This is a genomic window from Exiguobacterium aurantiacum DSM 6208 (assembly GCF_000702585.1).
GTDB lineage: Bacteria > Bacillota > Bacilli > Exiguobacteriales > Exiguobacteriaceae > Exiguobacterium > Exiguobacterium aurantiacum.
On record NZ_JNIQ01000001.1, the window covers coordinates 1,064,034 to 1,086,657 of the forward strand.

The 22,624-nt window shown below is 56.0% G+C and carries 21 protein-coding genes; 14 read left to right on the forward strand and 7 right to left on the reverse strand.

All coding sequences use genetic code 11. The features are described from left to right. Positions 1 to 54: 54 nt before the first annotated feature. Both P398_RS0105765 and P398_RS0105770 read left to right on the forward strand, forming a co-directional pair. Positions 55 to 714 (forward strand): DUF6088 family protein, encoded by a 660-nt coding sequence (locus P398_RS0105765; protein WP_029334406.1) that lies wholly within the window; start codon positions 55 to 57, stop codon positions 712 to 714. After that, complete coding sequence (locus tag P398_RS0105770; protein ID WP_024370692.1) at positions 680 to 1,609, forward strand: nucleotidyl transferase AbiEii/AbiGii toxin family protein; 930 nt, start codon at positions 680 to 682, stop codon at positions 1,607 to 1,609. The genes P398_RS0105765 and P398_RS0105770 overlap by 35 nt, the downstream gene beginning before the upstream one ends. A 28-nt stretch (positions 1,610 to 1,637) precedes the next feature. Here the strand turns inward: P398_RS0105770 and P398_RS0105775 are convergent, their stop codons facing one another. Together P398_RS0105775 and P398_RS0105780 are read right to left on the reverse strand one after the other, a co-directional pair. After that, positions 1,638 to 4,364: an EAL domain-containing protein gene (locus P398_RS0105775; RefSeq protein WP_051638876.1), complete on the reverse strand. Its 2,727-nt coding sequence runs from the start codon at positions 4,362 to 4,364 to the stop codon at positions 1,638 to 1,640. Between the two features lie 133 nt (positions 4,365 to 4,497). After that, positions 4,498 to 4,971 carry a DinB family protein gene (locus P398_RS0105780; protein ID WP_029334408.1) on the reverse strand — a complete coding sequence of 158 codons (474 nt, stop codon included), beginning with the start codon at positions 4,969 to 4,971 and terminating at the stop codon, positions 4,498 to 4,500. A gap of 124 nt (positions 4,972 to 5,095) precedes the next feature. Here P398_RS0105780 and P398_RS0105785 point away from each other — a divergent pair, with 124 nt between their 5' ends. After that, positions 5,096 to 5,824 carry a DUF3784 domain-containing protein gene (locus P398_RS0105785; RefSeq protein ID WP_029334409.1) on the forward strand — a complete coding sequence of 243 codons (729 nt, stop codon included), beginning with the start codon at positions 5,096 to 5,098 and terminating at the stop codon, positions 5,822 to 5,824. After that, complete coding sequence (locus P398_RS0105790; RefSeq protein ID WP_029334410.1) at positions 5,821 to 6,081, forward strand: hypothetical protein; 261 nt, start codon at positions 5,821 to 5,823, stop codon at positions 6,079 to 6,081. Before P398_RS0105785 ends, P398_RS0105790 begins: the two co-directional genes overlap by 4 nt. A gap of 25 nt (positions 6,082 to 6,106) precedes the next feature. Here P398_RS0105790 and P398_RS0105795 read toward each other — a convergent pair whose 3' ends face one another. Both P398_RS0105795 and P398_RS0105800 read right to left on the reverse strand, forming a co-directional pair. Continuing rightward, complete coding sequence (locus tag P398_RS0105795; protein ID WP_029334411.1) at positions 6,107 to 8,809, reverse strand: EAL domain-containing protein; 2,703 nt, start codon at positions 8,807 to 8,809, stop codon at positions 6,107 to 6,109. A 114-nt stretch (positions 8,810 to 8,923) separates the two neighbouring features. Continuing rightward, positions 8,924 to 10,750 (reverse strand): C40 family peptidase, encoded by a 1,827-nt coding sequence (locus tag P398_RS0105800; protein WP_029334412.1) that lies wholly within the window; start codon positions 10,748 to 10,750, stop codon positions 8,924 to 8,926. A gap of 278 nt (positions 10,751 to 11,028) precedes the next feature. Here P398_RS0105800 and P398_RS0105805 point away from each other — a divergent pair, with 278 nt between their 5' ends. Then, a complete protein-coding gene (locus P398_RS0105805; RefSeq protein ID WP_029334413.1) occupies positions 11,029 to 12,861 on the forward strand; it encodes a sensor domain-containing phosphodiesterase in 1,833 nt (610 codons plus the stop codon). A gap of 37 nt (positions 12,862 to 12,898) precedes the next feature. Here the strand turns inward: P398_RS0105805 and P398_RS0105810 are convergent, their stop codons facing one another. Together P398_RS0105810 and P398_RS0105815 are read right to left on the reverse strand one after the other, a co-directional pair. Continuing rightward, positions 12,899 to 14,278 carry a sensor histidine kinase gene (locus P398_RS0105810; RefSeq protein ID WP_034798943.1) on the reverse strand — a complete coding sequence of 460 codons (1,380 nt, stop codon included), beginning with the start codon at positions 14,276 to 14,278 and terminating at the stop codon, positions 12,899 to 12,901. A gap of 12 nt (positions 14,279 to 14,290) precedes the next feature. Further along, the gene (locus P398_RS0105815; protein WP_029334415.1) at positions 14,291 to 14,980 is read right to left on the reverse strand and encodes a response regulator transcription factor; all 690 of its coding nucleotides are present in this window, start codon (positions 14,978 to 14,980) and stop codon (positions 14,291 to 14,293) included. Positions 14,981 to 15,087: 107 nt separating this feature from the next. Here P398_RS0105815 and P398_RS0105820 point away from each other — a divergent pair, with 107 nt between their 5' ends. The 4 genes from P398_RS0105820 (at position 15,088) to P398_RS0105835 (ending at position 18,863) form a co-directional block, all read left to right on the forward strand. Next, a complete protein-coding gene (locus P398_RS0105820) occupies positions 15,088 to 15,846 on the forward strand; it encodes an ABC transporter ATP-binding protein (RefSeq protein WP_029334416.1) in 759 nt (252 codons plus the stop codon). Continuing rightward, the gene (locus tag P398_RS0105825) at positions 15,833 to 17,659 is read left to right on the forward strand and encodes an FtsX-like permease family protein (protein ID WP_029334417.1); all 1,827 of its coding nucleotides are present in this window, start codon (positions 15,833 to 15,835) and stop codon (positions 17,657 to 17,659) included. Before P398_RS0105820 ends, P398_RS0105825 begins: the two co-directional genes overlap by 14 nt. A gap of 13 nt (positions 17,660 to 17,672) precedes the next feature. Next, positions 17,673 to 18,014, forward strand: coding sequence for a YxeA family protein (locus P398_RS0105830; RefSeq protein WP_029334418.1), 342 nt, complete (start codon positions 17,673 to 17,675; stop codon positions 18,012 to 18,014). Positions 18,015 to 18,125: 111 nt separating this feature from the next. Continuing rightward, positions 18,126 to 18,863, forward strand: coding sequence for a Fic family protein (locus P398_RS0105835; protein ID WP_029334419.1), 738 nt, complete (start codon positions 18,126 to 18,128; stop codon positions 18,861 to 18,863). Positions 18,864 to 18,880: 17 nt separating this feature from the next. Here the strand turns inward: P398_RS0105835 and P398_RS0105840 are convergent, their stop codons facing one another. Next, on the reverse strand, positions 18,881 to 19,345 hold the full coding sequence (locus P398_RS0105840) for a MerR family transcriptional regulator (protein ID WP_029334420.1): 465 nt from the start codon (positions 19,343 to 19,345) through the stop codon (positions 18,881 to 18,883). A gap of 318 nt (positions 19,346 to 19,663) precedes the next feature. Between P398_RS0105840 and P398_RS0105845 the strand changes: the two genes are divergently transcribed. The 5 genes from P398_RS0105845 to P398_RS0105865 all read left to right on the forward strand — a co-directional run bounded on the left by P398_RS0105845 (position 19,664) and on the right by P398_RS0105865 (position 22,502). Continuing rightward, complete coding sequence (locus tag P398_RS0105845) at positions 19,664 to 19,876, forward strand: hypothetical protein (RefSeq protein ID WP_029334421.1); 213 nt, start codon at positions 19,664 to 19,666, stop codon at positions 19,874 to 19,876. Positions 19,877 to 19,948: 72 nt separating this feature from the next. After that, positions 19,949 to 20,089 (forward strand): YvrJ family protein, encoded by a 141-nt coding sequence (locus tag P398_RS16560; RefSeq protein WP_081648572.1) that lies wholly within the window; start codon positions 19,949 to 19,951, stop codon positions 20,087 to 20,089. 26 nt (positions 20,090 to 20,115) lie between these two features. Next, positions 20,116 to 20,328 carry a hypothetical protein gene (locus tag P398_RS0105855; protein ID WP_029334422.1) on the forward strand — a complete coding sequence of 71 codons (213 nt, stop codon included), beginning with the start codon at positions 20,116 to 20,118 and terminating at the stop codon, positions 20,326 to 20,328. A 28-nt stretch (positions 20,329 to 20,356) separates the two neighbouring features. Then, positions 20,357 to 20,569 (forward strand): DUF2922 domain-containing protein, encoded by a 213-nt coding sequence (locus P398_RS0105860; RefSeq protein WP_024370676.1) that lies wholly within the window; start codon positions 20,357 to 20,359, stop codon positions 20,567 to 20,569. Between the two features lie 118 nt (positions 20,570 to 20,687). Then, positions 20,688 to 22,502, forward strand: coding sequence for a methyl-accepting chemotaxis protein (locus tag P398_RS0105865; protein ID WP_029334423.1), 1,815 nt, complete (start codon positions 20,688 to 20,690; stop codon positions 22,500 to 22,502). Positions 22,503 to 22,624 lie beyond the last annotated feature (122 nt).

Below are 22,624 nucleotides of genomic sequence, written 5' to 3' on the forward strand. Positions count from 1 at the left end.
TTTTTTGAACGTTTAATTTAAAAAATGTTACAATATGCGAAAGGAGGGATGGTCATGAATCAGTTACACCAGTTCATACTAGACAATTACGAATATAATGAACCGATTTTCACCAATGATTTAGCCCAAAACGTACGCATGTCTCCTGCTTCATTTCGTCAAGCGATCAAACGCTTATCAGATAAAGGCGTAATCCAAAAAGTTGAAAAGGGGATATACTTTGTTCCGAGTCCTAATTCCTTTTTAAAGAATCCTGTCATGAGCGTAGATCGAATTGTAATCAAACGTTATATCGAGCGAAAAGGGGAGCAAGTAGGATATAAAACCGGCATCAACTTTGCGAATAGTCTCGGCTTAACAACACAAACGGCAAGTGTCCCTACAGTCGTCACGAATGAAACGGCATCTATAAAACGAGAAGTAATATTTAATAATAAAAAAGTGATTCTGCGCAAACCACGGGCAAACGTGCAAGTGACTAAACAAAACTATAAGCTTTTACAAGTTCTCGACTTATTAAGTGACTTTGAAAGAGTCAGTGAAGAGCCATTGGAAGAAGCGAGAAAAAAAATAATGGCTTATTTAAAAGATGTCCGCATCGCAGAAGAGGAATTTCAAAAATGTTTAAAAGCATATCCGGATAAAACAAAAGTGAAAGTATACGAACTAGGAGTCCAAAATGAACTTACACGAAAATCAAGCAGCCTTCTCTGAAATGATTAGCGCGACAGCGGTCGCCTTCAATTTTGAAGAATTTCAAATTGAAAAAGACTATCATGTTTCTTTATTATTAAAGGCACTATCGACAAGTAATCCTCACTTTGTGTTTAAAGGGGGAACCTCGCTTTCGAAATGTTACGATGTAATTAATCGTTTTTCGGAAGATATTGATCTTACGATTCTCGCTGATCGCAAAGTGACGAATGGGCAAAAAAGATCAACGAAAGATAGCATATTGAACTCGATTGAAGAAAGCGGCTACAGTCTTTTGAATGACCTAGAAGCTATAAAAACGAGAAGGGATTTCAACAAGTATTTAGTGGGCTATCCTAAGGCATACAATGGTGGGGAGCATATGGTCGACCATATTATCATAGAGACAAATATGACGTATAGACCGTTTCCGTGTGAGCGTCTGCTGGTTAGTAATTTCATTACGAAATATCTACAGTCAGAAAAAGAGTATGGGTTGATTGAACGATTCCAACTGCAACCTTTTTCTATGCAAGTACAGACAGTAAGCAGAACATTTCTTGATAAAATATTTGCGGTTTGTGATTATTTTGAAATGAATGAGTCGTCTCGATATTCAAGACATTTGTATGACTTGCATATGATATGGAGAAGTGACCTTTTGAACAAGAACGAAGTGAATAGCATACTTCAAGATGTGATTGAAGTAAGGCGAGAGGGGAAGAATACACCTTCCTCTCAGAAAGGATATCGATTGGTTGATACGCTAATCCAATTGATTGAGACTAATTTTTATAAGGAAGACTATGAAACAAATACGTTAGAATTTATATCACGTCACGTAGCATATGAAGAAGTAATCAAATCAATCAAGTGCATTGCGGAAGATGATTTTCTACCTGATGAAATAAATTAACAACGCATTAAGACGAGACCGTTTCTAATCAACTGGTCTCGTCTTTTTTCATGCGCGCTTCAGCCCAAGCGCTGAACGTTTCCGCGTCGAGCGGCTCGGTGAAGTAATAGCCTTGCCCGATCTCGATTCCTTCCTCGATCATGCGCTTCAACTCGAGCTTCGTCTCGATCCCTTCCGCGACGAGCACGAGCCGCTGTTCCCGGGTGAAACGGGCGACGGCGCGGAGGAACGACAGTGAGTCTTTCGCCTTGCCGCTGACGTACATCCGGTCAATCTTCACTTCGTGGACGGGGAGGTGCCAGATCGCCTCGAACGATGCGTACCCGGTCCCGAAGTCGTCGATCGACAGGCGATAGCCGATGCGGGCGAGCGCCTCGAGCTGGCTCAAGTCGGTCGGATAGTCGAGAAGGTCGCTCGACTCCGTCAATTCGATGATGAGCCGATCGGTCATCCACGGATGTTCGGCCGCGGTTTCGATCAACACGTCGACGATCGTTTCGTCGAGACAGCGCGGCGACAAGTTGTAAGAGACGGTGAGTGCGGACAACGGGGAGTCGTGCCACACGATGAGCTGTTCGATGACTTGTTTCAACACGCTCAAAGAGAGCCACAAAATCTGGTCCGACTTCTCGGCGATCCGGATAAACTCAGCCGGGGCGATGGTGCCATGGGCGGGACTGTCCCACCGGGCGAGCGCCTCGGCCCCGACGATGGCCCCGGTTTTGAGCTCGATTTGCGGATGGTAGGCGATCCGGATTTGCCGGGCCCCAATCGCTTCGGGGAGCGCCCGTTCGATCAAGGCGAGCCGTTCGACTTCGCGCAGCACCTCGTCGTCGTACCAGACGATGCGCGTCCGGTGTTCGGTGGCGAGCTGGAGCGCGTTCATCGCCCGTTTGAGCGCCTCGTCGTACGGTTGCATCCGGACGACGGCCATCCCGCATTGGCTATCGAGCACTTGGCGCCTTGTCCGTTCGTCCCAGTCACGCGGGAACAAATCCTCGAGCTCGTCTTTGTCCCCTTCATCAACGTCTTGGATGAAAAGGAGGAGCGTGTTGTCGCGGTAGCGTCCGAGTTGACTCGTCGCATATTTCTTCAACCGTTTCGCGAGCTTGTCGATGAGTCGCTTCAAGGCCGCCTCGGCGTACTCGGTGCCGTACCAATCCGACACGTGTTGGTAGTCGTTCACTTTGAAGACGACGAAGACGCCGTTCGCCGCACCGAGCCCGCGTTTTTTGAACGCCTGGGCGAACCCGTACGCATTCAACAGGCCCGTCGACTCGTCATAGCGGACGAGCCGGTCGACTTCTTGCTCGCGTGAGATCCGTTCCGTCACATCTTCTAAAATCAAATAGTAGTGGTGTTGGTTCGCGACTTCGAGCGGCAATAGCTTGACGCTCATGTAACGCCGCGGCACCTCATCGAAGAACAAGATGAACTCGCTCGGCCGCTGCTCTCGTTTGACGTGGGTGAGCCCGTCCTCCCACAAGCGGCGCCCGGTCGACGTCAACAGTTGGTTGAACTCGTACAAGTTCCGTTCCCCGATCAGCCGTTCGAACACATCGTTGCGTTCGATGATCTCGGACTTGTCGTTGATCAAGGCGATGGCGAGACCGGTCTCGGTGAACAGTGAGGCCCACCGTTCGTGCACTTCCGCGAGTTCGAACGACTTGGCCTCGAGATGATGAACGGTATGCGACATGTCACGGGCGATGCGCTTCAATTCCTGTTCGACCGGGGCGAAGTCGTGCCGTTCCGGGAACGACTGGGTCGGCGGGTCGAGCATCGGGTCGATGGCGAGCACGCGCTCTTTCAAGTGGACCAAGTCGAAACCGTAACGGTGGCGATACCGGACGAAGCTGTAGGCGAGCAAGGCGAGCGTCATCATGCCGACGAGGAGCGTGAGCACGTAATACGTCTGCTCTTGGCGACGTTCGCGTTCTAAGGCGGTGAGCGCCTTGTCGCTGATCGCGTCGAGCATGCGCTGCGTCTGGTCATAGAAGATGACGGCGCTGACGTAACGGGCCTCATACGGGACGTCGGCGTTCGTCAACTGGCCGAGGGCAGTGAACAGTTGATCGATTCGATCGTCGATCGTCTCGGCGAGGATGGGCCGTTCGATGACGAGGTTTTGCAGGAGCGCTTGTTCAGGCAAGAGCGACGTCTCGAATTCGGCGATTAGTTCGGGGTTCGGTTCAAGGACGAAGACGCGGTCGATGTTGCGTGTATACGCCATCTGAAGCCGGAGTAAGGCGTCCGTCGCCTCATAGAGGGAACTGTCCTGATTCGTCTGGCGGAGCCCGTCGTAAATCCAACGGCGGTCGAGCGACTTCAACAAATCGAACGGGACGAGCCGGAACCAGTCCGTGCCGACACCGGACGTCGCGCGCTCGATGTTGTCGGAGAAAGAGAGGACGGCGTCGCGTTCCCTGGCGGACAGCCCGACGCGGGCGTCATCAATGAGCGCCTCGTTGTATTCGAGCGCCTGGTCCCGATATTGGTCGGAGACGAGCGTGAACGTCTCGGCGCGCTCGAGCTCGTATTGCCGGGCGACATAATACAGGATGAGATGGCTCTCGACGCCGGAGACGTCTTTGGCGTACGTCATGTTCGTGATCGCCTGCCGTGACGTCTCGGCTTTTTGTTTCCAATAATAGCCGCTCCAAAACGTGAGGAGGGCGACGGCGATAAAAGAGAGGATGAACAAGGTGGTGAGGACGGTGCGGAACGGGATGTCAGAAAATGGGGAGCGGCTCATGTCGGACCTCCTCTCGGATTGATGGCATAACACTGTCTTTCTTTTCCTGTATCCAGACGAGGAGAAACGACAACCGTGTGGAAAACGTGAGCCTGTTTTCGTGAAATGACAAAGACCCGCCGGCGGCGGGTCTTTAGGCGTCCATCTGTTCTTTCGTCGGACCCATGACGCCCAGGACCGGTAAACCGGCCTGGCGGAGCAACACCGTCATCTGTCCGCGGTGGTGCGTCTGGTGGTCCATCATCATCCGGAGCACGGCGCCGCGCGGTCTCATCGTGCCGTGGACGTCGACTTCTTCGAGCAAGTACGCGTCCGTGAACTGTTCGGCCGCGTCCGCGATCTCTCGTGCGTACCGTTCATATTGGTCGGCGATCGTTTTCGCTTCGGCCGGTTGCGCGAGTGATTTCAAGGCCGACAGCCGAAAGCCGAGCAAGTTCGTGAAGTAACCGAGCGCGGTCGTCACGTGCCAGCCGATCCAGCCGAGCGAGTTGTGCCCCGGGACGATTGCTTGTGTGAGCGCGTCGTCGGTGACGGCGCGGAGCACGTCGAGCGTGCCGCGGGATGACGCTTCCCAATCGGTGATGAAGTCTTGTTTCGTGCGATACATCGAATTCCCCCTTGTCCTGATTTATCGTCAGTATACGAGATGATTGATTTTTTATGCGTGTCTGACGATTGTTGGAACGTTTCCCTCGCTTTCACGTAGAATGGAAGAGAAGGAGGGACCATCCATGTGGGTTTTAGTTATCGCGGCAGTACTTATGTTTTTCCTCGGCTTCGCCGTCCATCGGTTCGGCTGGCATTTCCTCATCTCAGGGTACAATACGATGAAACAGGAACGGAAAGACCGCGTCGACATCAAGTCGGTCGCCCGGCTCATCGGCATCATGTGTTACGGGATCGGCGTCATCTTTCTCCTCATCGCCGCCATCGAGACGTTCCGTTTGAACATCCCGCTCGAGCCGTTCTTCATCGGGCTGCTCTTGTTCGTCGTCGTGATCTTATGGCGCGCCCAAGCGTATGACGGCAACATCTTTGACGAGTCCGGCCGGTTTCGTCCGGGTGGGAAGAAAAAACTGATCCCGCTCGCGCTCGTCTCCGTGCTGTTGCTGACGGTCGTGCCAGGCCTGTTGATTTGGTTCTCGCAGCCGACCGAGGTCACCCTCACCGAGTCGGCGCTCGTCATCGAAGGCGCCTATGGTCAAACCGTGCCGTACGACGACATGACGGCCGTCATGTTGACGTCGTTCCCCGGTGTCGAGCGTAGACAGAACGGGTCGGTGACGACTGGGCGCTTTACCGGTCATTTCAAGACGATTTATAAAGAAGACGTGCTCCTCTTCATCAATCGGGACGTCGGTCCGGTCATCCGCATCGACTGGAGCGGCAAACCGATCTATTTGAACCTCGAGACGGAGGCGGCGACGAGGACGTTGTATGAGGAGGTGATCGAGCGATGAATCCTTGGTACACGCGCAACATGCCGTTCTTTTTCCTGACGTTCTTCTTCCCGCCGCTCGCGTTGCTCTTGCTCGTCTGGCAGTGGGACAAGTTCACGACGGACCGGGGCATCAAGCTGTTCTTTACGGTCGGCATGACCGTGTTCATCGTCTTCGGCCTGTTGCCGCGCGGCTCGTTGCCGGTCGTCTTGCCGATCATCTTCGGTTTGATCGCGCTGAAGCTCGTGCTGAACATGTTCAAACGAAAAACCGGCTGACACGAGGTCAGCCGGCCAGGACGGGTCACGTTTCGAGGTGGCCCGTTTTTTCGCGTACCCACGCCTCGAACGCGTTCGTCTCGAGGGCGGGGGCGTAATAGTAACCTTGTCCGATGTCGACGCCTTCAGCGAGGATGCGGATGAGGTCTTCTTCGGTCTCGATGCCTTCGGCGAGCGAGGTGAGCTGTTGTTCGCTCGCGAAGCGGGAGACGGCCCGGAGGAACGACGTACTGTCTTTCGCTTTACCGCTCACATACATCCGGTCGATCTTTACTTCTTGAATCGGCAAATGCCAGATCGCTTCGAACGAGGCGTAGCCGGTCCCGAAGTCGTCGATCGACAGACAGTAGCCGAGGTCGGCGATGTCTTCGAGCCGGTCGAGTTCGCCCGTGTGTGACATGATGTCGGCCGACTCGGTCAGTTCGATCTTCAGCCGGTCTGGGAGCCACGGGTATGGTTCGATCAAGTCCCGCAGTTTCGCGACGATGGACGGGTCGACCGAATGGGCCGACAAGTTGTACGACAGCGAGATGTCCGCGAACGGCGTGTCCCGCCAAGCGATGAGCTGGGCGATGACCTGGTCGAGAATCGAGTGCGACAACCAGAGGATCTGGTCGGAACGCTCGGCGATGCGGATGAACTCGTTCGGCGGCACTTGCCCGATTTCCGGGTGGCGCCACCGCGCGAGCGCCTCGGCGCCGACGATGCGGCCCGTCTTCAACTCGACTTGCGGCTGATAGGCGACAGTGATCTGTCCTTTTGAGATCGCATCGGGAAGCGCCTGCTCGATGAGCGCGGCCCATTGGAGCTGGGCGAGGATGCTCGCGTCGTACCAGACGAACGGTGTCCGCGTCTCCTTGGCGTGCTGGAGCGCTTTCGTCGCCTCGAACAGGCAGTCGGTGTACTTTGGCGTCGTGTGCGTCGCCCCGATCTGAATGTGGACGGTCTGGCGTTTCTGGTTGATGAGGAGCTCTGTCGGGAACAGCTCGAGCAATTCATGCTCGTCCGCGGCGGTGAAGCCTTTGACATATAACATGAGCGTATCATCCCGGTAGCGTCCGAACAAGTGGTGGGCGTACTTCCCGAGCCGGTCTTCGACGTTGCGGGCGAACTCCGTCATGAGCAGGTCGGCGTACGTCGCGTCGTACCAGTCGACGAGGTGGTGGAAATCGTTCAACTTGATTACGACGAACGAGCCGTCGATGTCTTGTTTCGCCCACGCCTGGACGAAGCCGTACTCGTTGTAAAGCCCGGTCGCGATGTCGAACCGGACGAGCCGGTCGACTTTTCGCTCCCGTTCGACGCGTTCGGTCTCATCTTCTAAGATGAGGTAATACGTCAGTGCTTCGCCGCGTTTGAGCGGGATAATTTTCACGTTCAAGAAGCGGACGTGCTCGCCTTTCAAGTGCAAGATGAACTGGGCGCTCGTCCCGTGCTCGGTCACCCCGTCGAGCGCCTCGCGGAAGAGGCGGCGTCCGGTGTCGGTGAAAAGCTGATTGATCTCATACAAGTTGCGCTCCCCGAAAAACTGGCGGAACACGTCGTTCCGTTCGATGAAGTCGTACGTGTCATCGACGAGGGCGATGGCAAGGCCCGTCTCGGAGAACAGGGACGACCAGCGTTCGTGGTACCGTAGCAAATCCGTCGATTGCGTCTCGAGCGTATGGACGGTCGAATGGACGCTGACGGCGATCTCGCGCAGCTCGTCCTCGATGCCGCGGAAGTCGTGGTTTTTCGGGAACGTCGCCTCGACCGGCTCCGTGCTCGGGTCGATGGCGAGGGCGCGCGCTTTCAGATGGTCGAGATCATGGGCGTACGATTTCCGCGTGAGGCATAGCGCCGCGAGCAACCCTGCCGACAAGAGGATCGTCATCAACAAGACGGCGATGGCGAGGGCTCCGTAACGGTTCCCTTCCGTCGCGAGTGTCGTCTCGGCTGTCGACCGGACCGAGCGGAGCACGTCATGCGTGTCTTCGTAAAACGTCGTGCCGTTGACGTAACGGGCCTCGAGCGTCGATTCGGTCGTCGCCAGCCGGCTCAAGGCGAGGGCGGACTCGATCAAGTCGGCGACCGATTTTCGTTGCAACGACGGGTCAGTCGCGATGATCTCTTCGAGCAACCGGGCCTCGTTCGCGAGCGGGGCGATCTCGTTCTCGAGCGCGTCCCGGTCTGGCGTCTCGGCGAGCAAGTTCGTCACGTTTTGAACGAACGTCATCTGCATGCGCATGACGGCGTCGGTGAGCTCGTAGGCGGTGTTTTCTTGGGCGGTCCGTTCGAGCCCTTGGTACAGCCAACGGCGGTCGATCGATTCGATGACATCGAACGGCACCGTATTGAACCGCTCTTCGTCAAGTGTCGTCTCGAGGTTTTCCGAGAAGGCGAGCAGCGCCTCCCGTTCCCGTTCGTTCACCCCCGTCTCGAAGTCGTCGCGGAGTTGGACGTTGTACTGGAGTGCCCGTTCCCGATAAGGGGCCGAGAGGAGGGATGTCGGCTGGTTCGAGTTCGTCTCATACAGCCTGGCCGCGTGATGGAGGACGAGATACGACTCGACGCCGGCGAGGTCGGCCGCATGGTTCAAATTCGTCACCGTCTGGTCGACGACGACATGTTTTTCTTTCCAATAATAGCTCAACCCGAGCCCGAACAAGAGCGCGCCGAGGAGACAGGCGATGGCGAGTCCCATCGTGTAAATCCGATACGGGATTTTGGCGAAACGATTTTGACCCATCGGACACCTCCTTTTTTCTTCTTATCTTATATCGCATTTCGAGTCATCGGTGTGAAATCCTGCACATCGAAAAGAAAACCCGACTAAGGTCGGGTTTTCAGGATGCGACGAAAGTCACGGGCGCTTGTAACCGATGAGGCGCGATTGCCAGTACGGTTCTTTGCTGATTTGGTTGTAACCGAGACCGGACGTGCCGGCGTGGATGAACGTATCGGCGTTGATCATGATGCCCATGTGGGACGGACCGGCCGTATACGTGTTCTCGAAGAAGACGAGGTCGCCTGCTTGCGGCGTGAACGACTTCGGTAGTTGCGGACCGAAATAAGCACCGCCCCAATAGTTGGCGACGTTCGTGCGCGGGATGTTGACGCCCGCCTGATTGAACGCATAGAAGATGAGGCCGGAGCAGTCGAAGCCGCCGTTGACCGGGCTTGATGAAGCCCAAACGTATGGCGTCCCGACGAAGCGCTGGGCGACGGCGATCGTCGCGAGACGTGTCGCCTGGGCGGACTGGCCGTTCACTTGCGTGACGAACGTCTTGGAGACGAACCCTTCGGCGAGCCGGTAATGGGTCGCCGTCTCACCGATGACGTTCAACAAGCCGCCACGGAGCGTCGAGCCGACGATTGCGCTCGTGTCGCTCGCTTGGGCCCGAATCGCGGCCGGGCTCGCCGTGAAGAACGTATGCGAATCAAACGACCCGCTCACCCACGTCGGTGTGGCGGCCGTGCCTTTCGGAACTTGTTTGACGAACGAGGCCGAGACGAACCCGGTCGTGTTGCCGATGTAAATCTGATGCCAACCGTTCGATGTCTGGACGACGCGAAGCGTCTGACCGGCCGTGACGTTGCCGATGACGGCCGAACTCGTCGTCGCCGAGGCGCGAACGTTCAACGACGGCGTGTTGACGACGTAGTCGACGTCGGTGTTGCCGGCGCCGGCGTCCCCTAAGTTCGGGGCGACCGGTGCGCTCGGCGCGGTCGTCGTCTGTTTCAAGAAACCGGTGCTGACGTAACCCGATTTACCGTTGTACGTCACATACACCCACGAACCGTTTTGTTTCGTCGCCGTCACGGTCGTACCGTTCGGGATCGTCGTGACGAGCGCGAAGCCGGTCCCTGCGCCTTGACGGACGTTCAAGTTGGCCGTCGTGACGTACGAGACGTTGATGCGCTCTTCTTTCACTTGCGCCGGTTGGGCCGGTGCTACCGGCACCGCCGGAGCACTTGGTGCCGGGGCTGGAGTGGATGCCGAGGCGGCGGCTTTCGTTAAATATGTATTCGCGACGAAGCCCGTTTGCGTTCCGTATTTGATGTGTGACCATGAGCCTTCGACTTTCAAGACAGTGACCGTCTGTCCTTTCGGGATCGTCATGAGCACGCGGGCGCTCGTCGATTTCGAGGCGCGCAAGTTCAAGTTGACGGTCGTCTTCGACGTCGTCGCAGCGCTCGGCGTGACGACCGGGGCCGCTGGCTTCGGTGCGGCCGGGGCAGCTGCGGCTGGAGTCAAGAAGTCGTTATGCACCCAGCCCGTCTTCCCGTTATACGTCACTTGCGACCAAACGCCGCTCGTCTTGAGCGGTGTGAGCGTTTGTCCTTTCGGGATGGAGAGGAGAATGCTATGTGTCGTTCCTGCGCCTGAGCGGAGGTTCAAGTTGGCCGTCGTCGTACGCTTGGCTTGCGTCGTCGTGCTCGCGGCTGTGAGCGTCGCAGGGCTGGACGACAGCTTCAACGTCTGTCCGATGGCGGTGCGGTCGGACGACAAGTTGTTCACTGATTTCAATGTCGAAAGCGGTACGTTGTGCTGTTGGCTGATCGACCAGAGCGTATCTCCGGCGCGGACGGTATGGGTGCTGGCGGCAGAAGCGTCATCGGCCTGGGCGAGGACGGTTACGGCGGCGATAGCAGCGAATGAGTACATGAGGCCGGACTTATGATCCATGGAGTCACTTCCTTCGTAGATGGAGTTTGGCATTTGTCGAGAACAATCAATACACGTTTATTGTACGGTTTTCGGAAATAGGCAGGCAATGGGGGGAAGGACTCATTCGGCCCAAATCCGTTGAAAAGGAGGTCAATATTTTTTGATAGGTCAAATTGGAAACAGATAGGGAAAAAGGGTGAATCAGAAATTGACTTTCTGTTGAATTTTGGAAATCGTTATCACTTGTCATTCGTGCTATCATTAACTTAAAACGTTTAGACAAGGGTAGTGAACTTATGACCGAGGGGAACTTTTCCGCACAATCGTATCGAAAACATCAAGAGAAACTGTTCGACCTCGTCCGCATGCCTGACGTGAACGAGGAGACCGTGCACGAAGCGATCGGCTATATGTGTGAAGTCGTCGCCGACATGCTCGACGTCGACACCGTCTCGATCTGGCACTTCGACAACACATATGCGTCGATCAGCTGCCAAGTCGCCTATTCGAAAGAGGCGGGGATAAGCCACCCGGAATTGACCGTCTATCGCGCGGACGCGCCGGTCTACTTCGACGCGCTCCGGACGGACCGGGTCCTCCCGTTCGAGGACGTACGCAGCCATCCGTGGGTGAAAGAGCTGTACACGCAACACTTCGTCGAAGGACAACGCATCTATTCCATGCTCGACGCCCCGATCTATGCGAACACGTTGGCGAAAGGCGTCATCTGCTGTGAGACGTTCACGCCCCGGGTGTGGACGTATATGGAAGAACTCATCGTCAGCACGCTGTCAGATTTTATCGCCATCCTGTATTTGCGGCTCGAGCGCCAGTCGATCGAGGCGCACGTCACCCGTCTCGCCTATACGGACGCGCTGACCGGGCTCATGAACGAGAACGCCTTCGTCGAGCAGATTGACCGTCTCCGCGAAGAGGCGAGCCACCACCTCGGTTCGCTCATCTACGTGAAAGTCGACAAGTTCCGCGCGGTCGAGGACGCGCTCGGTCTCGAGAAAGCGGACGCGCTTGTCAAAGAAGTCGCAACAAGGCTCAGTCTCGTCGTCGAACCGTCACGGCTCGCCCGTATTTCCCAGTCCGGCTTCATGATTTGGACGCCTTACGGCGACCGTATCAAAGCGTATGGCATCGCCGACATGCTCTGTGAGACGGTGACGAAAGAACCGTACGCCGTCGGTGCGTTAGACGTCGTGTTGACGATGAGCGCCTTCATCGCCATCGAGGACAAGGCGCGGTCGACGCTCGATCTGATCCATGCGACACGCATCGCCGAGAGCGGCAACGTCCAGCGCAGCGTCGTCACGTTCTACGAGGCAGAGATGGGGGAACAGGCGACGGCCCAGCTGACGCTCGAGATGAATCTCCGCAAAGGCATCGCCTTGAACGAATTCACACTGTATTACCAGCCGAAGATCGATGCGCTGACAGGACAGTTGAACGGGTTCGAAGGGCTCATGCGTTGGGTGCACCCGAAGAAAGGGGTCATTCCACCGCTCGACTTCATCCCGCTCGCCGAGTCGACCGGCGTCATCATCGCCCTCGAAGAACAGATGCTCGTGCTCGCATGCCGGCAGCTGAAAGCGTGGCACGCTTCGGGCCGCCCGTATCGGCTCGCCCTCAACTTGTCGGCGCGGCACTTCTTGTCCGAAGGGGTCGTCGAGAAGCTCGCCCGGATCGTCAAGGATATCGGCGTCTGTCCGACGTATTTGACGTTCGAGATCACAGAAAGCGTCGGCATGGAGAACCAGCAACATGTCATCGAACGCTTTGTCGCCTTTCGGACTGAAGGGTTCTCGATCTCGATCGACGATTTCGGCACCGGATTCTCGGCCTTCGTTTATTTGAAGCACTATCCGATCCATGAGATCAAGATCGACCGCCAGTTCATTCAAGCGACGGAGAACGATCCGACCGGCAACGTCATCGTCCAGTCGATCATCGAGCTCGCCCGCGGCCTCGGCTTGAAGACGGTATGCGAAGGCATCGAGACGGACAGCCAGCGCCGGACGCTGAAGAAACTTGGTTGCGATGAGATGCAAGGGTACCACTTCTCGCGCCCGCTCCCGATCGAGGAGCTTGAACAGTGGATCGCTGAATATGAGACGACATGACAAAAAAGGTTCGCCGCGGCGAACCTTTTTTGTGTCTTCATGGAGCTTGCGGCAACGTGATCTGAATCGACGTCCCGGCGCCGGTCTCGCTCGTCACGGCGACCGTCCCGCCGTGCGCCTCGATGATGTCGCGCGAGATGGCCATGCCGAGGCCGCTCCCGAGCGCATCGTCCGTGTTCGTGCCGCGATAATACCGTTCGAAGATGTACGGCGAGTCGGCCGCATCGATTCCGCGCCCATCGTCCGCGATCGTGATCGTCTCCCCGTCGACGTGGACCGAAACGCGCACCGAATCGTCGTTATGGACGAGCGCGTTGTAGATGAAATTTAAGAGCGCCCGTTTCATGAAGTGCTCATCGATTTGCCGCGTCGCCGCGTCAACACTTGAAAACTCGAGTGTACGGTGGCTGAAACGCGGGTCGTTTAGCACGTCGATGACGAGCTCGCGGACGAACGGCTCGAGTCGCGTCTCGACTTTCTCGAGCGGGAAGTCCCCGTGTTGCAGCCGCATCGTCAAGTTGAAGTCGTCGAGCAACTCTTTCATATAACGCGCCTGCCGTTCGATGACGGCCGCGTACTGGCGTCGCTCCGTCTCGTCGACGTCCGTGTCATCGAGCAACTCGGCGTAGCCTTGGATCGAGGCGAGCGGCGTCTTCAAGTCGTGCGAGACGTTGCTCATCCATTCCTTGCGCCGGACGTCGAGCTGTTCGCGCTCCCGTTCATACGTCTTGAGCGTCTGCGAGACGTCGTTCAAGTTCGCGAACACGGGCCGATAGATGCCGGGACGCTTCGGGTCGACGGTCGAGAAGTCGCGTGCCTTCAGCTGGGCGATCCGCTCGGTCAACCGGTAGACGGGCCGCGTCAAGCGCGAACTGAACGCGAGCCCGATGAGCGCGGCGACGATGAGATCGACGATGAGCAAGATGAGGCCTGCCCTCGACAAGTAGGCGATGAGCGACTCGGGGTCGATCATCGTGACGAGCCGTCCTTCCGTCGCTTCCGGGAAGGCGACGAGATAGCTATACGATTCGAAGCCGCCGACGAAGTAGAGCGTCAAGTCGTCGTCTTTGTATTTATAGATGTGAATCAGTTCGAGCGGCGTGTACGCGTCGGGCGCCGTCTCGGGGGCGCGCGCTTCCGTCACGACGTTCCCGGACTCATCGAGCACCTGGAGCCAGGCGTTGTTCCGTTCGAGCGCCTCGAGCCCTGCCTCGGACACGACCGGTTCGCCGTCTTCAAGCGTCATATATTGGTTGAACGTGCGGGTGAACGTCTCGCCGGAATTGCTCTCGACGTCATCGAGCCCGGTCCGCTCATTGACGAGCAGGACGACGAGGATCGTGACGTTCAAGATGATGACGGTCGCGACGATGAGGAGGATGGACACGAGATAGCGTCCGGTCAGTTTCCATTTCATCATTTGTCCTCCTCACACGTGAAAACGATAGCCGAGCCCTTTGACCGTCACGATATACGTCGGTCGGGAAGGGTCGGGCTCAATTTTTTCACGGAGGCGGCGCATGTGCACCATGACCGTGTTATCCGACCCGTAAAAATCCTCGCCCCAGACGCGGTTGAACAGCGTCTCTTTGCTGAGGATCTGGTTCGGGTGGCGGAGGAAACAGGCGAGCAGCCCGACTTCTTTTGCCGTCAGCTCGAGCCGGTTGTCATGTAAATATACTTCGTTGCCGTCCGCATTCATCCGGAACGGACCGACGAGGACGTCTTGTTGCGCCGGGGCGTCATACATCGATACCCGTCGCAACTGTGCCTTGATGCGGAAAGCGACTTCTTTCGGACTGAACGGTTTCGTGATGTAGTCATCGCCGCCGATGGCGAGGCCGAGGATTTTGTCGACCTCGTCAGACTTGGCGGACAAGAACAGGATCGGGATGTTCGACGTCGTCCGGATTTGTCGGCACAAGTCATAGCCTTCCCCGTCCGGCAACATGACATCCAAAATGGCGATGTGCGGCCGGAACGTGTGGAACGTCTCGATCCCGCTCTTCACCGTGTGCGCCGTCTCGATGTGCGTGAAGCCTTCTTTCTCGAGCGCTTTTTGAATGAGTGTGCATAAATCTTTCTCGTCATCGACGATTAGGATGCGTGGTTGTTCCATGTGATCACCTCTCGAACAAATCATACCATTTAAGGATTTCGTAAGGTACGCGTGATTTTCAGTTAAGGTGGCGCCTGTAATGTAGTCGTTAGAAAGAGGTGCTATTCATGGAATCATTATTACAAGTCAACCACATTGAAAAGACATACGGGAAAGGCGATACGACGTTCAAGGCGCTCGATGGTGTCTCATTCACGATCGACCACGGCGAGTTCGTCGGTATCATGGGGCCGTCGGGCGCCGGCAAGTCGACGCTGTTGAACGTGCTCGCGACGATTGATACGCCGACAGCAGGGGACATCCTCGTCGACGGGAAGAATATCGCCACGCTCGACGAAGAGGCGCTGTCGGACTTCCGGCGCGACCATCTCGGCTTCATCTTCCAAGACTATAACTTGCTCGACTCACTCACGGTACGCGAGAACATCTTGCTGCCGCTCGCCGTCTCGAAGACGCCGATCAAAGAGACGCGTCAACAAGTCGACGCGCTCGCCAAACGGTTCGGGCTCACCCACATCCTCGATCAATACCCGTACCAAATCTCGGGCGGACAGAAACAGCGGACGGCCGTCTGCCGGGCGCTCATCTCGAACCCGTTGCTCATCTTCGCCGATGAGCCGACCGGTGCGCTCGACTCGAAGTCGGCGACCGACCTGCTCGAGACGCTCGCCGGGCTGAACGAGGCCGAGACGACGATCATGATGGTGACGCACGACGCCTATGCGGCGAGCTTCTGCCGTCGCGTCCTCTACATTCAGGACGGGCGTCTGTCGAAAGAACTCATCCGCGGCGCGACGTCACGCGACGCGTTCTATGAGGCGATTTTAGAAGAGTTGAAAGGCGGTGCGCCCGATGACGCTCTTTGATTTGGCGGAAAAGAACGTCGCCCGCAACTTGTCCCGCTACGCGCTCTACGTCGGGACGACGATCTTTTCGATCATCATCTACTTCACGTTCGCGACGCTCAAACATAGCGGCGAGATCAGTGCGCTCGCCGAGACGTCGAAACAGATCAGCGGGCTCATGAGCGCCTCGACGTTCATCTTGCTTATCTTCGTCGCCTTGTTCATCGCCTATTCGAACGCCTTCTTCTTAAGGGGTCGCAAGCGTGAGGTCGGGCTCTACTCGCTCCTCGGCGTCCGGAAGAAACAGATCGGGCAGTTGCTCTTGTTCGAGAATCTCGTCATCGGTGCCGTCTCGCTCATCGTCGGCATCGGGCTCGGTGTCGTCGGGGCGAACGCGCTGTTGCAAGTGCTGCTTCGGCTCATGAGCAGCGACTTGTCGATCGGGTTCGCGTTCTCACGGTCGGCGCTCGTCGAGACGTTTCTCGTCTTTCTCGGCATCTTCTTGTTCACGTCGTTCCAAGGGTATCGGGTCATCTATCGGTTCAAACTGATCGACCTGTTCCACGCCGACAAAAAAGGGGAGGACGTCCCGAAAGCGAACGTGTTCGCGGCGCTCGGTGGTGTCGTGACGCTTGCCGTCGCCTACTGGCTCGCGCTCCAGGATTTGACGTCGCCGCTTTGGAGAATGCTCAGCCTCGCCATGCCGCTCCTCATCATCGGGCTCACGGTCGTCGGGTCGGCGCTCTTGTTTCATAGTGTCCTCGTCTTCATCCTCGGCCGCATGAAAGCGAATGAGAACTGGTCGTGGCGGCGCCTGAACGTGTTGACGACGTCACAGCTGTTATACCGGATCCGCGGCAACGCCAAGACGCTCACGCTCATCAGCATCATCAGCGCGACGGCGATCACGGCCGGTGGCGCCATCTTCAGTCTTTATTACTACGCCGAGGAGAACGTCACGTCGTTCGCGCCGTACACGTTCGCCTGGGAAGGGGACGCGCGACCGATCGATGCGGACGTGATTGCCGAGGTGGATGTATGGAAAAAGACGGTACGGGTCCCAGATGAATACGGGGAGCGCGAATATGGCGTCATCGATGAATCGACATATCGACAGCTCGTCGACGGACTCGATTGGGAGGAGCCGACCGCCCTCAGTGGCAACGAAGTGCGTCTCGTCGACCCGTTCTTTGATGAGCGGTTCAATGACGAGATGAATCAAGTCGAAGTCGACGGCACGACGTATCCCGTCAAAGAGCGCATCGAAGCGACCCCGCTCAACGTCATGACGTTCGGCGGCATCTTCCTCGTCACCCGTGACGACGTCTATGCAGCGATCGACGGTGACGCGGTGTCGTATCACGCGGTGAAAGTCGCCGACTATAAAGACCAGGCGGCGTTGTCGGAACGCTTATCCGGACTACCGAGTTTCTCGAGCGCGACCGATTTGTACCGTGACACGATGGCCGTGAACGGGGCGCTCCTCTTCGTCGGCAGTTTCCTCGGGCTCGTCTTCCTCGTCGCGACCGGGAGCGTCATCTACTTCAAGACGATGACCGAAGCCGAGGCCGACCGGGCGACGTACGCGGTGTTGCGTAAAGTCGGGATCTCAAAACGCGACATCAAGCAGACGATCCGTCATCAAGTCGCCGTCGTCTTCTTGGCGCCGTATGTGCTCGGCTTGCTCCATGCGAGCGTCGCCTTGATCGCGTTCTCGCGTCTGTTCGCGATGGACTTCACCGTGCCGGTCGTCGTTTGGATGACCGTCTACTCTGCGATTTACGCCCTCTATTACGTGTTGACGGTCCGGCGTTTCACAAAATCTGTCTTATAAGGAGAGAATTAATATGAAGAAAATCATTGGGTTCACGCTCGCGTTCGTCCTCGTGGCAGTCGGGGTGATCAACATCGACTGGAATCGGCTCGGCAAGGAGAACGTGTATGTTCAAGTCGGGGAGGTGACGAACGTCGAAGAGACGACGCTCGACTCGGGGGAGGTCGTCCGCCGTTATACGTATGAGACGAAAGCGTACACGAAAGACGGCGAGCCACAAAACGTCACGTTCAGCGCCGCTAAAGTGTTACGCCAAGGCGCCTTCTTGATGCTTTATATGAAAGACGATGCAGTCACGTCGTACGATGAGGTCGGGGCGTCTGACGTGCCGGAAGCGGCGCGGGAGAAGTTATGAGTCGATGACGATGTCTCCTCGTCGGTTTGTAGTGGCGCGTGGTCGAAATCGACTTGCGTCGGTTGTTCAGCATATAATGAAAAGAACAAGACGGGATGAAAGGAGAGCATGATGTTTGAGCAGCTGATTCAAAAAAAACAACAATTGGACCTCCATCGACCATTGCCGACGTACACACTCCAAAGTCTACGTGAAAAATTATTTTTAGAATGGACGTACAACTCGAATGCGATTGAAGGCAACACGTTGACCATCAATGAGACGAAAGTCGTCTTGGAAGGCATCACGGTCGGCGGGAAGACGATGCGTGAACATTTAGAAGTCATCAACCACCAAGAAGCGATTTTATATGTTGAAGACATCATTCGCCGCGAGGAACCGCTAAGCGAATGGCAAATTAAAACCTTGCATCGTCTCGTCTTAAAAGGGATCGATGATGCTTACGCAGGTGTGTACCGAGACCAGCAAGTGTTCATTGCCGGTGCGGCCCATGTGCCGCCAGCCCCATACTTGATTCCAGAACAGATGGAACGGCTCATGGAGTGGTATGAGACAGACGCGACATCGTTGCATCCTGTCGAGCGGGGAGCGCTCTTGCATGGGAAATTTGTCGGCATTCATCCGTTTATCGATGGCAACGGCCGTACTTCTCGATTGCTTCTCAACTTGGAATTAATGAAGTCAGGTTATCCACCGATCGTCATTCGGGTCGAGAATCGTTTAAGTTACTACAACGCGCTTGACCGGGCCCATACGTCAGGAGAGTATGCTGACTTCATCGACCTCGTCGCAGCGGAAACCGAGGCCTCCCTCGATCTATATTTGAGCGCCATCTCGATGAATCCATAAAGACCGCCTTTCCTGTTTTATGTCAGGGAAGGCGGTCTTTCTCCTGTTTGCGGTTGTTCAGCCGCTAGTTCAAATTGGAGTATGTACGACAATTCTTTATGGGCCAATTCAGAGAAGCCCGTCTTTTTGACGTGCGTCCGTGGCCGGAGCCCGCATTCCAATGCGATGTCGACGATCGTGCGAATCTGATTTTCTGAATAGTACCGTTTGCGGCCAAGCGTGAACGGGGTCGGCGGCAAGACGCCGTCGGTCTCCCATTTGATCAATTGTTGCTGGCTGCGGGGAATGCCGGCGACGCTGAACGCTCGGCTCAGTTCTTTGAGCGGATAGACGGTCAGGTGCCGATCGCGTTGTTGGAACGGTTTCCCGTGTTCCGGACGGTACGTCTCCCATTCGGTGGCGCGAAATGTCAGGTCGGTATGGTCGAAGTCGAATTGAGCGGAAGGAATAGAGGTGGCGAGTGCGATGTCTAAGCTGTTCATCTAAGGTATCTCCTTCTTCAAGTCAAACTGGCATTATGAAAATGCCCTCCCTCGTATAGTACCCGATTTTCAAGAAATTAACTGTCAGTTTTTTGAAAGCGGGGAAATGAATTCGTGGGACTTTTGGTGGATTTTGAAATTTGAATCAACGTTTTTAACAATACCCTAAACGGTATGAGAACTCAATCACAAAGCCGACCGAGGCGAGATGAACTAATATTCAGAAAATATAGTTCGATAGTCATGAATCACAAAAATGAAATAAAATGAGCAAACCTTACCGATCTCCGGTTAATAGGGGCGAAGGAGGTGAGACATATGGCAGTGTATCGAGAATACGCAAGCGTCTTTTATCTCGACACGAAACGGCTCGTTGACGGTAAAGACAAACGTCAGCTCGTCCGTTTCGGTCCGCTCGGTGCGCGGATGGAGTCCGAAGAGATCAAACAGTTCGGTGATTTATTGATCGGACTACTTTCAGTCGACTCCGCCGCGTACATCGTGTCACGTGAATTCCACGTGACGGTCTAAACTGGAGGAACCCCCAATGCGTGCATCCCCTCGTCCCGCCGCTGACAACCGGCACGATGAGCAGGTGGTCACATGAGTTGGCCCGAACTCATCTCGAACCTCGGATTTCCAATCGTCGTCTCGCTCTATCTGCTTCACCGGATCGAGACACGGCTTGAGCGCATGATCCAGCTGCTCGAGCGATTGGACTCCACCCGTCCTTCTGAATCGTAATCATCCCCCGAAAGGAGCCATCCCCCATGGCACAGCTGACAGAAAAGAAAGCGACGCTCGTCCTGACGACTCACCACGACCTTGAAAGTTTGAAACCGACGAAGAAAGCGCAACGCTTCGGCCCGATCCGCGCGGCACTCACGGCCAACGAGGCCGAGGCGTTCGGCCATCTCATGATCGACATGGTCGAACAAGAAGATTTCACGCTCGCCGTCGTCCGCGAATACGACTTAGTCTAACACCCACATTTAAGGAGGAGAATGAATCATGACTGAAACAAAACTCGAAATCGCCTTTTTGGACACGTTCAATAAAGTAGCCCGCTTCCGTTTGAACAACGTCAAACAACCGATCGACCCGGTGAAAGTGAAAGCGCTCGCTGACTTCATGGTCGCGAACGACCCGCTCGGCAAGAACGTCGTCAAGTGGACGGAGATCAAGATGATCGAAGGATCGACGACCGTGTTGAACGTCCAATAACTTCGGAAAGATGGCTGAGCGTTCAGCCATCTTTTTTTAATGTTGGTCAATCGTCTTCAAAGTTTTCTGAAAACGGTCGATATAGGAAGAAACGTTGGTTTGAGAGGGGACTACATATATGAAGAAGAAATTAAACTGGTCAGCTTTGCGGCAAAAGTTGAGCGGGCGACCAAGGCTTCGCTCGTTCCGAAGACGGCCGAAATCGGTGAAAGCCGGGACCAAAAAAGGACTGACGATTCGCCAGAAGCTATGGGGGCTCGTCCTCTTGTCGCTCCTCATGGTCATCGGGGTCGGTGGCTATTCGCTCCTGTCCTTGAACGATGCGAACAAGCAAGCCGACGATATCGTCAACAACTGGAACAAAGGGCTCGACTACGCCCATGAGTTGAACACGCTCGCCGCGAACTATCGGGCGCTCGAGCTCGAACATATCGTCACCGAAGACGTCGCCGGAAAAGAAGAATTGATGACAGAGATGCAAGCCATCCGGGCCCGCATCAATGAGGTCGCCCCGAAATATGAGGCGACGGTGACCGGGGCGACGGATAAAGAACTGTTCGATTACTTCGCCCGTCAGTGGGAGATGTATCAGCGCGTCTCGGACAACATGCTCATCTTCAGCACGTCCGGCAACAACGGCATGGCGCGTTCTTACTATGACGCCCAGTCGCAAGCGACGTACGACAACTTCACCCAGCGGCTGACGGCGCTCGTCGCGTACAACTCGGAAGGGTCAGAGCGTGTCGGGGCCGTCATGGAACGAGAGTTCAAACAATCGCTCATCGCCCTCATCGCCGTGACAATCGGGGCGGTCACACTGCTCCTCTTCCTCGGGTTGAGCCTGCTCCGTTCGATCATCCGGCCGATGCGGACGCTCCAGACGAAATTTGATGAGCTCGCCACCCAAGGCGGGGACTTGACGATGTCGATCCCGGTCACGTCGAACGACGAGATCGCGCAAGTGAGCCGGTCATTCAACACGTTCATCGCCTCGCTCCGCGAGATCATGATCGACGTCGACGAGACGGCGAAAGTCGTCCTCACGTCTTCGAAAGAAGTCGCGGCAGAAGTGACGCAACTGAGCCGCTACATGGAAGAGACGTCCGGGACGGTCGAGGAATTGACGGCCGGTATGGAAGAGACGGCGGCCTCGTCGCAAGAGATGAGCGCGTCGACGATGGAGATGGGTGGATCGATCGACTCGATCGTCGACTTGTCGAACGACAGTGCCGAGACGGCACAACACGTCGAGCAGCGCGCCCATGCGATGCGCACGCAAGCGATCCAGTCGAAGACGGAAGCGAACGCGATCATCGAGGCGAAACGGCTTGAACTCGACGAGGCGATTCGCGGCGCGAAGTCGGTCGAAGAGATTCGCGTCTTGACGACGGCCATCCTCACCATCGCCGACCAGACGAATTTGCTCGCCTTGAACGCCTCGATCGAAGCGGCGCGGGCCGGGGATGCGGGACGTGGCTTCGCTGTCGTCGCCTCAGAGATTCGCAAGCTCGCCGAGAACTCACGCCAGACGGTGAACGAGATTCGAGAAGTGTCGAACACGGTCATCGACTCGGTCGAGCGTCTGAACACGAGCTCGGCGGATATGCTTTCGTTCCTCGATACGACGGTCTTGTCAGACTATGACCGGCTCGAGGCGTCGGCGACGCAATATGAGGCGGACGCGAGCGTGTTCGGGGAGACGGCGAAGACGTTCGAAGGGAATGCTCTTCAGCTCCGCCATATGACCGACAGCATCCTCGGTGTCATCCAAGAAGTCGCGACGACCGTGACCGAAGGGGCGGATGGGACGCAGTCGATCTCGGAGAAAGTCCAATTGTCGGTCGAACGGTTCAATGATGTGCAGCATCGGATGACCGAGACCGAGCAGCGGGCGATCGAACTCGCGAACCGGGTGTCACAGTTCAAACTATAAGACGAAGACCGCAACGAAAAGCCGTTGCGGTCTTTTTATGTCCATTTTGAGAATTGGGAAATCAAAACTTAGGTCAATGCCAAGAAAAAGTTGCGCTACCATTGGAAAAACGTTTGCACGAT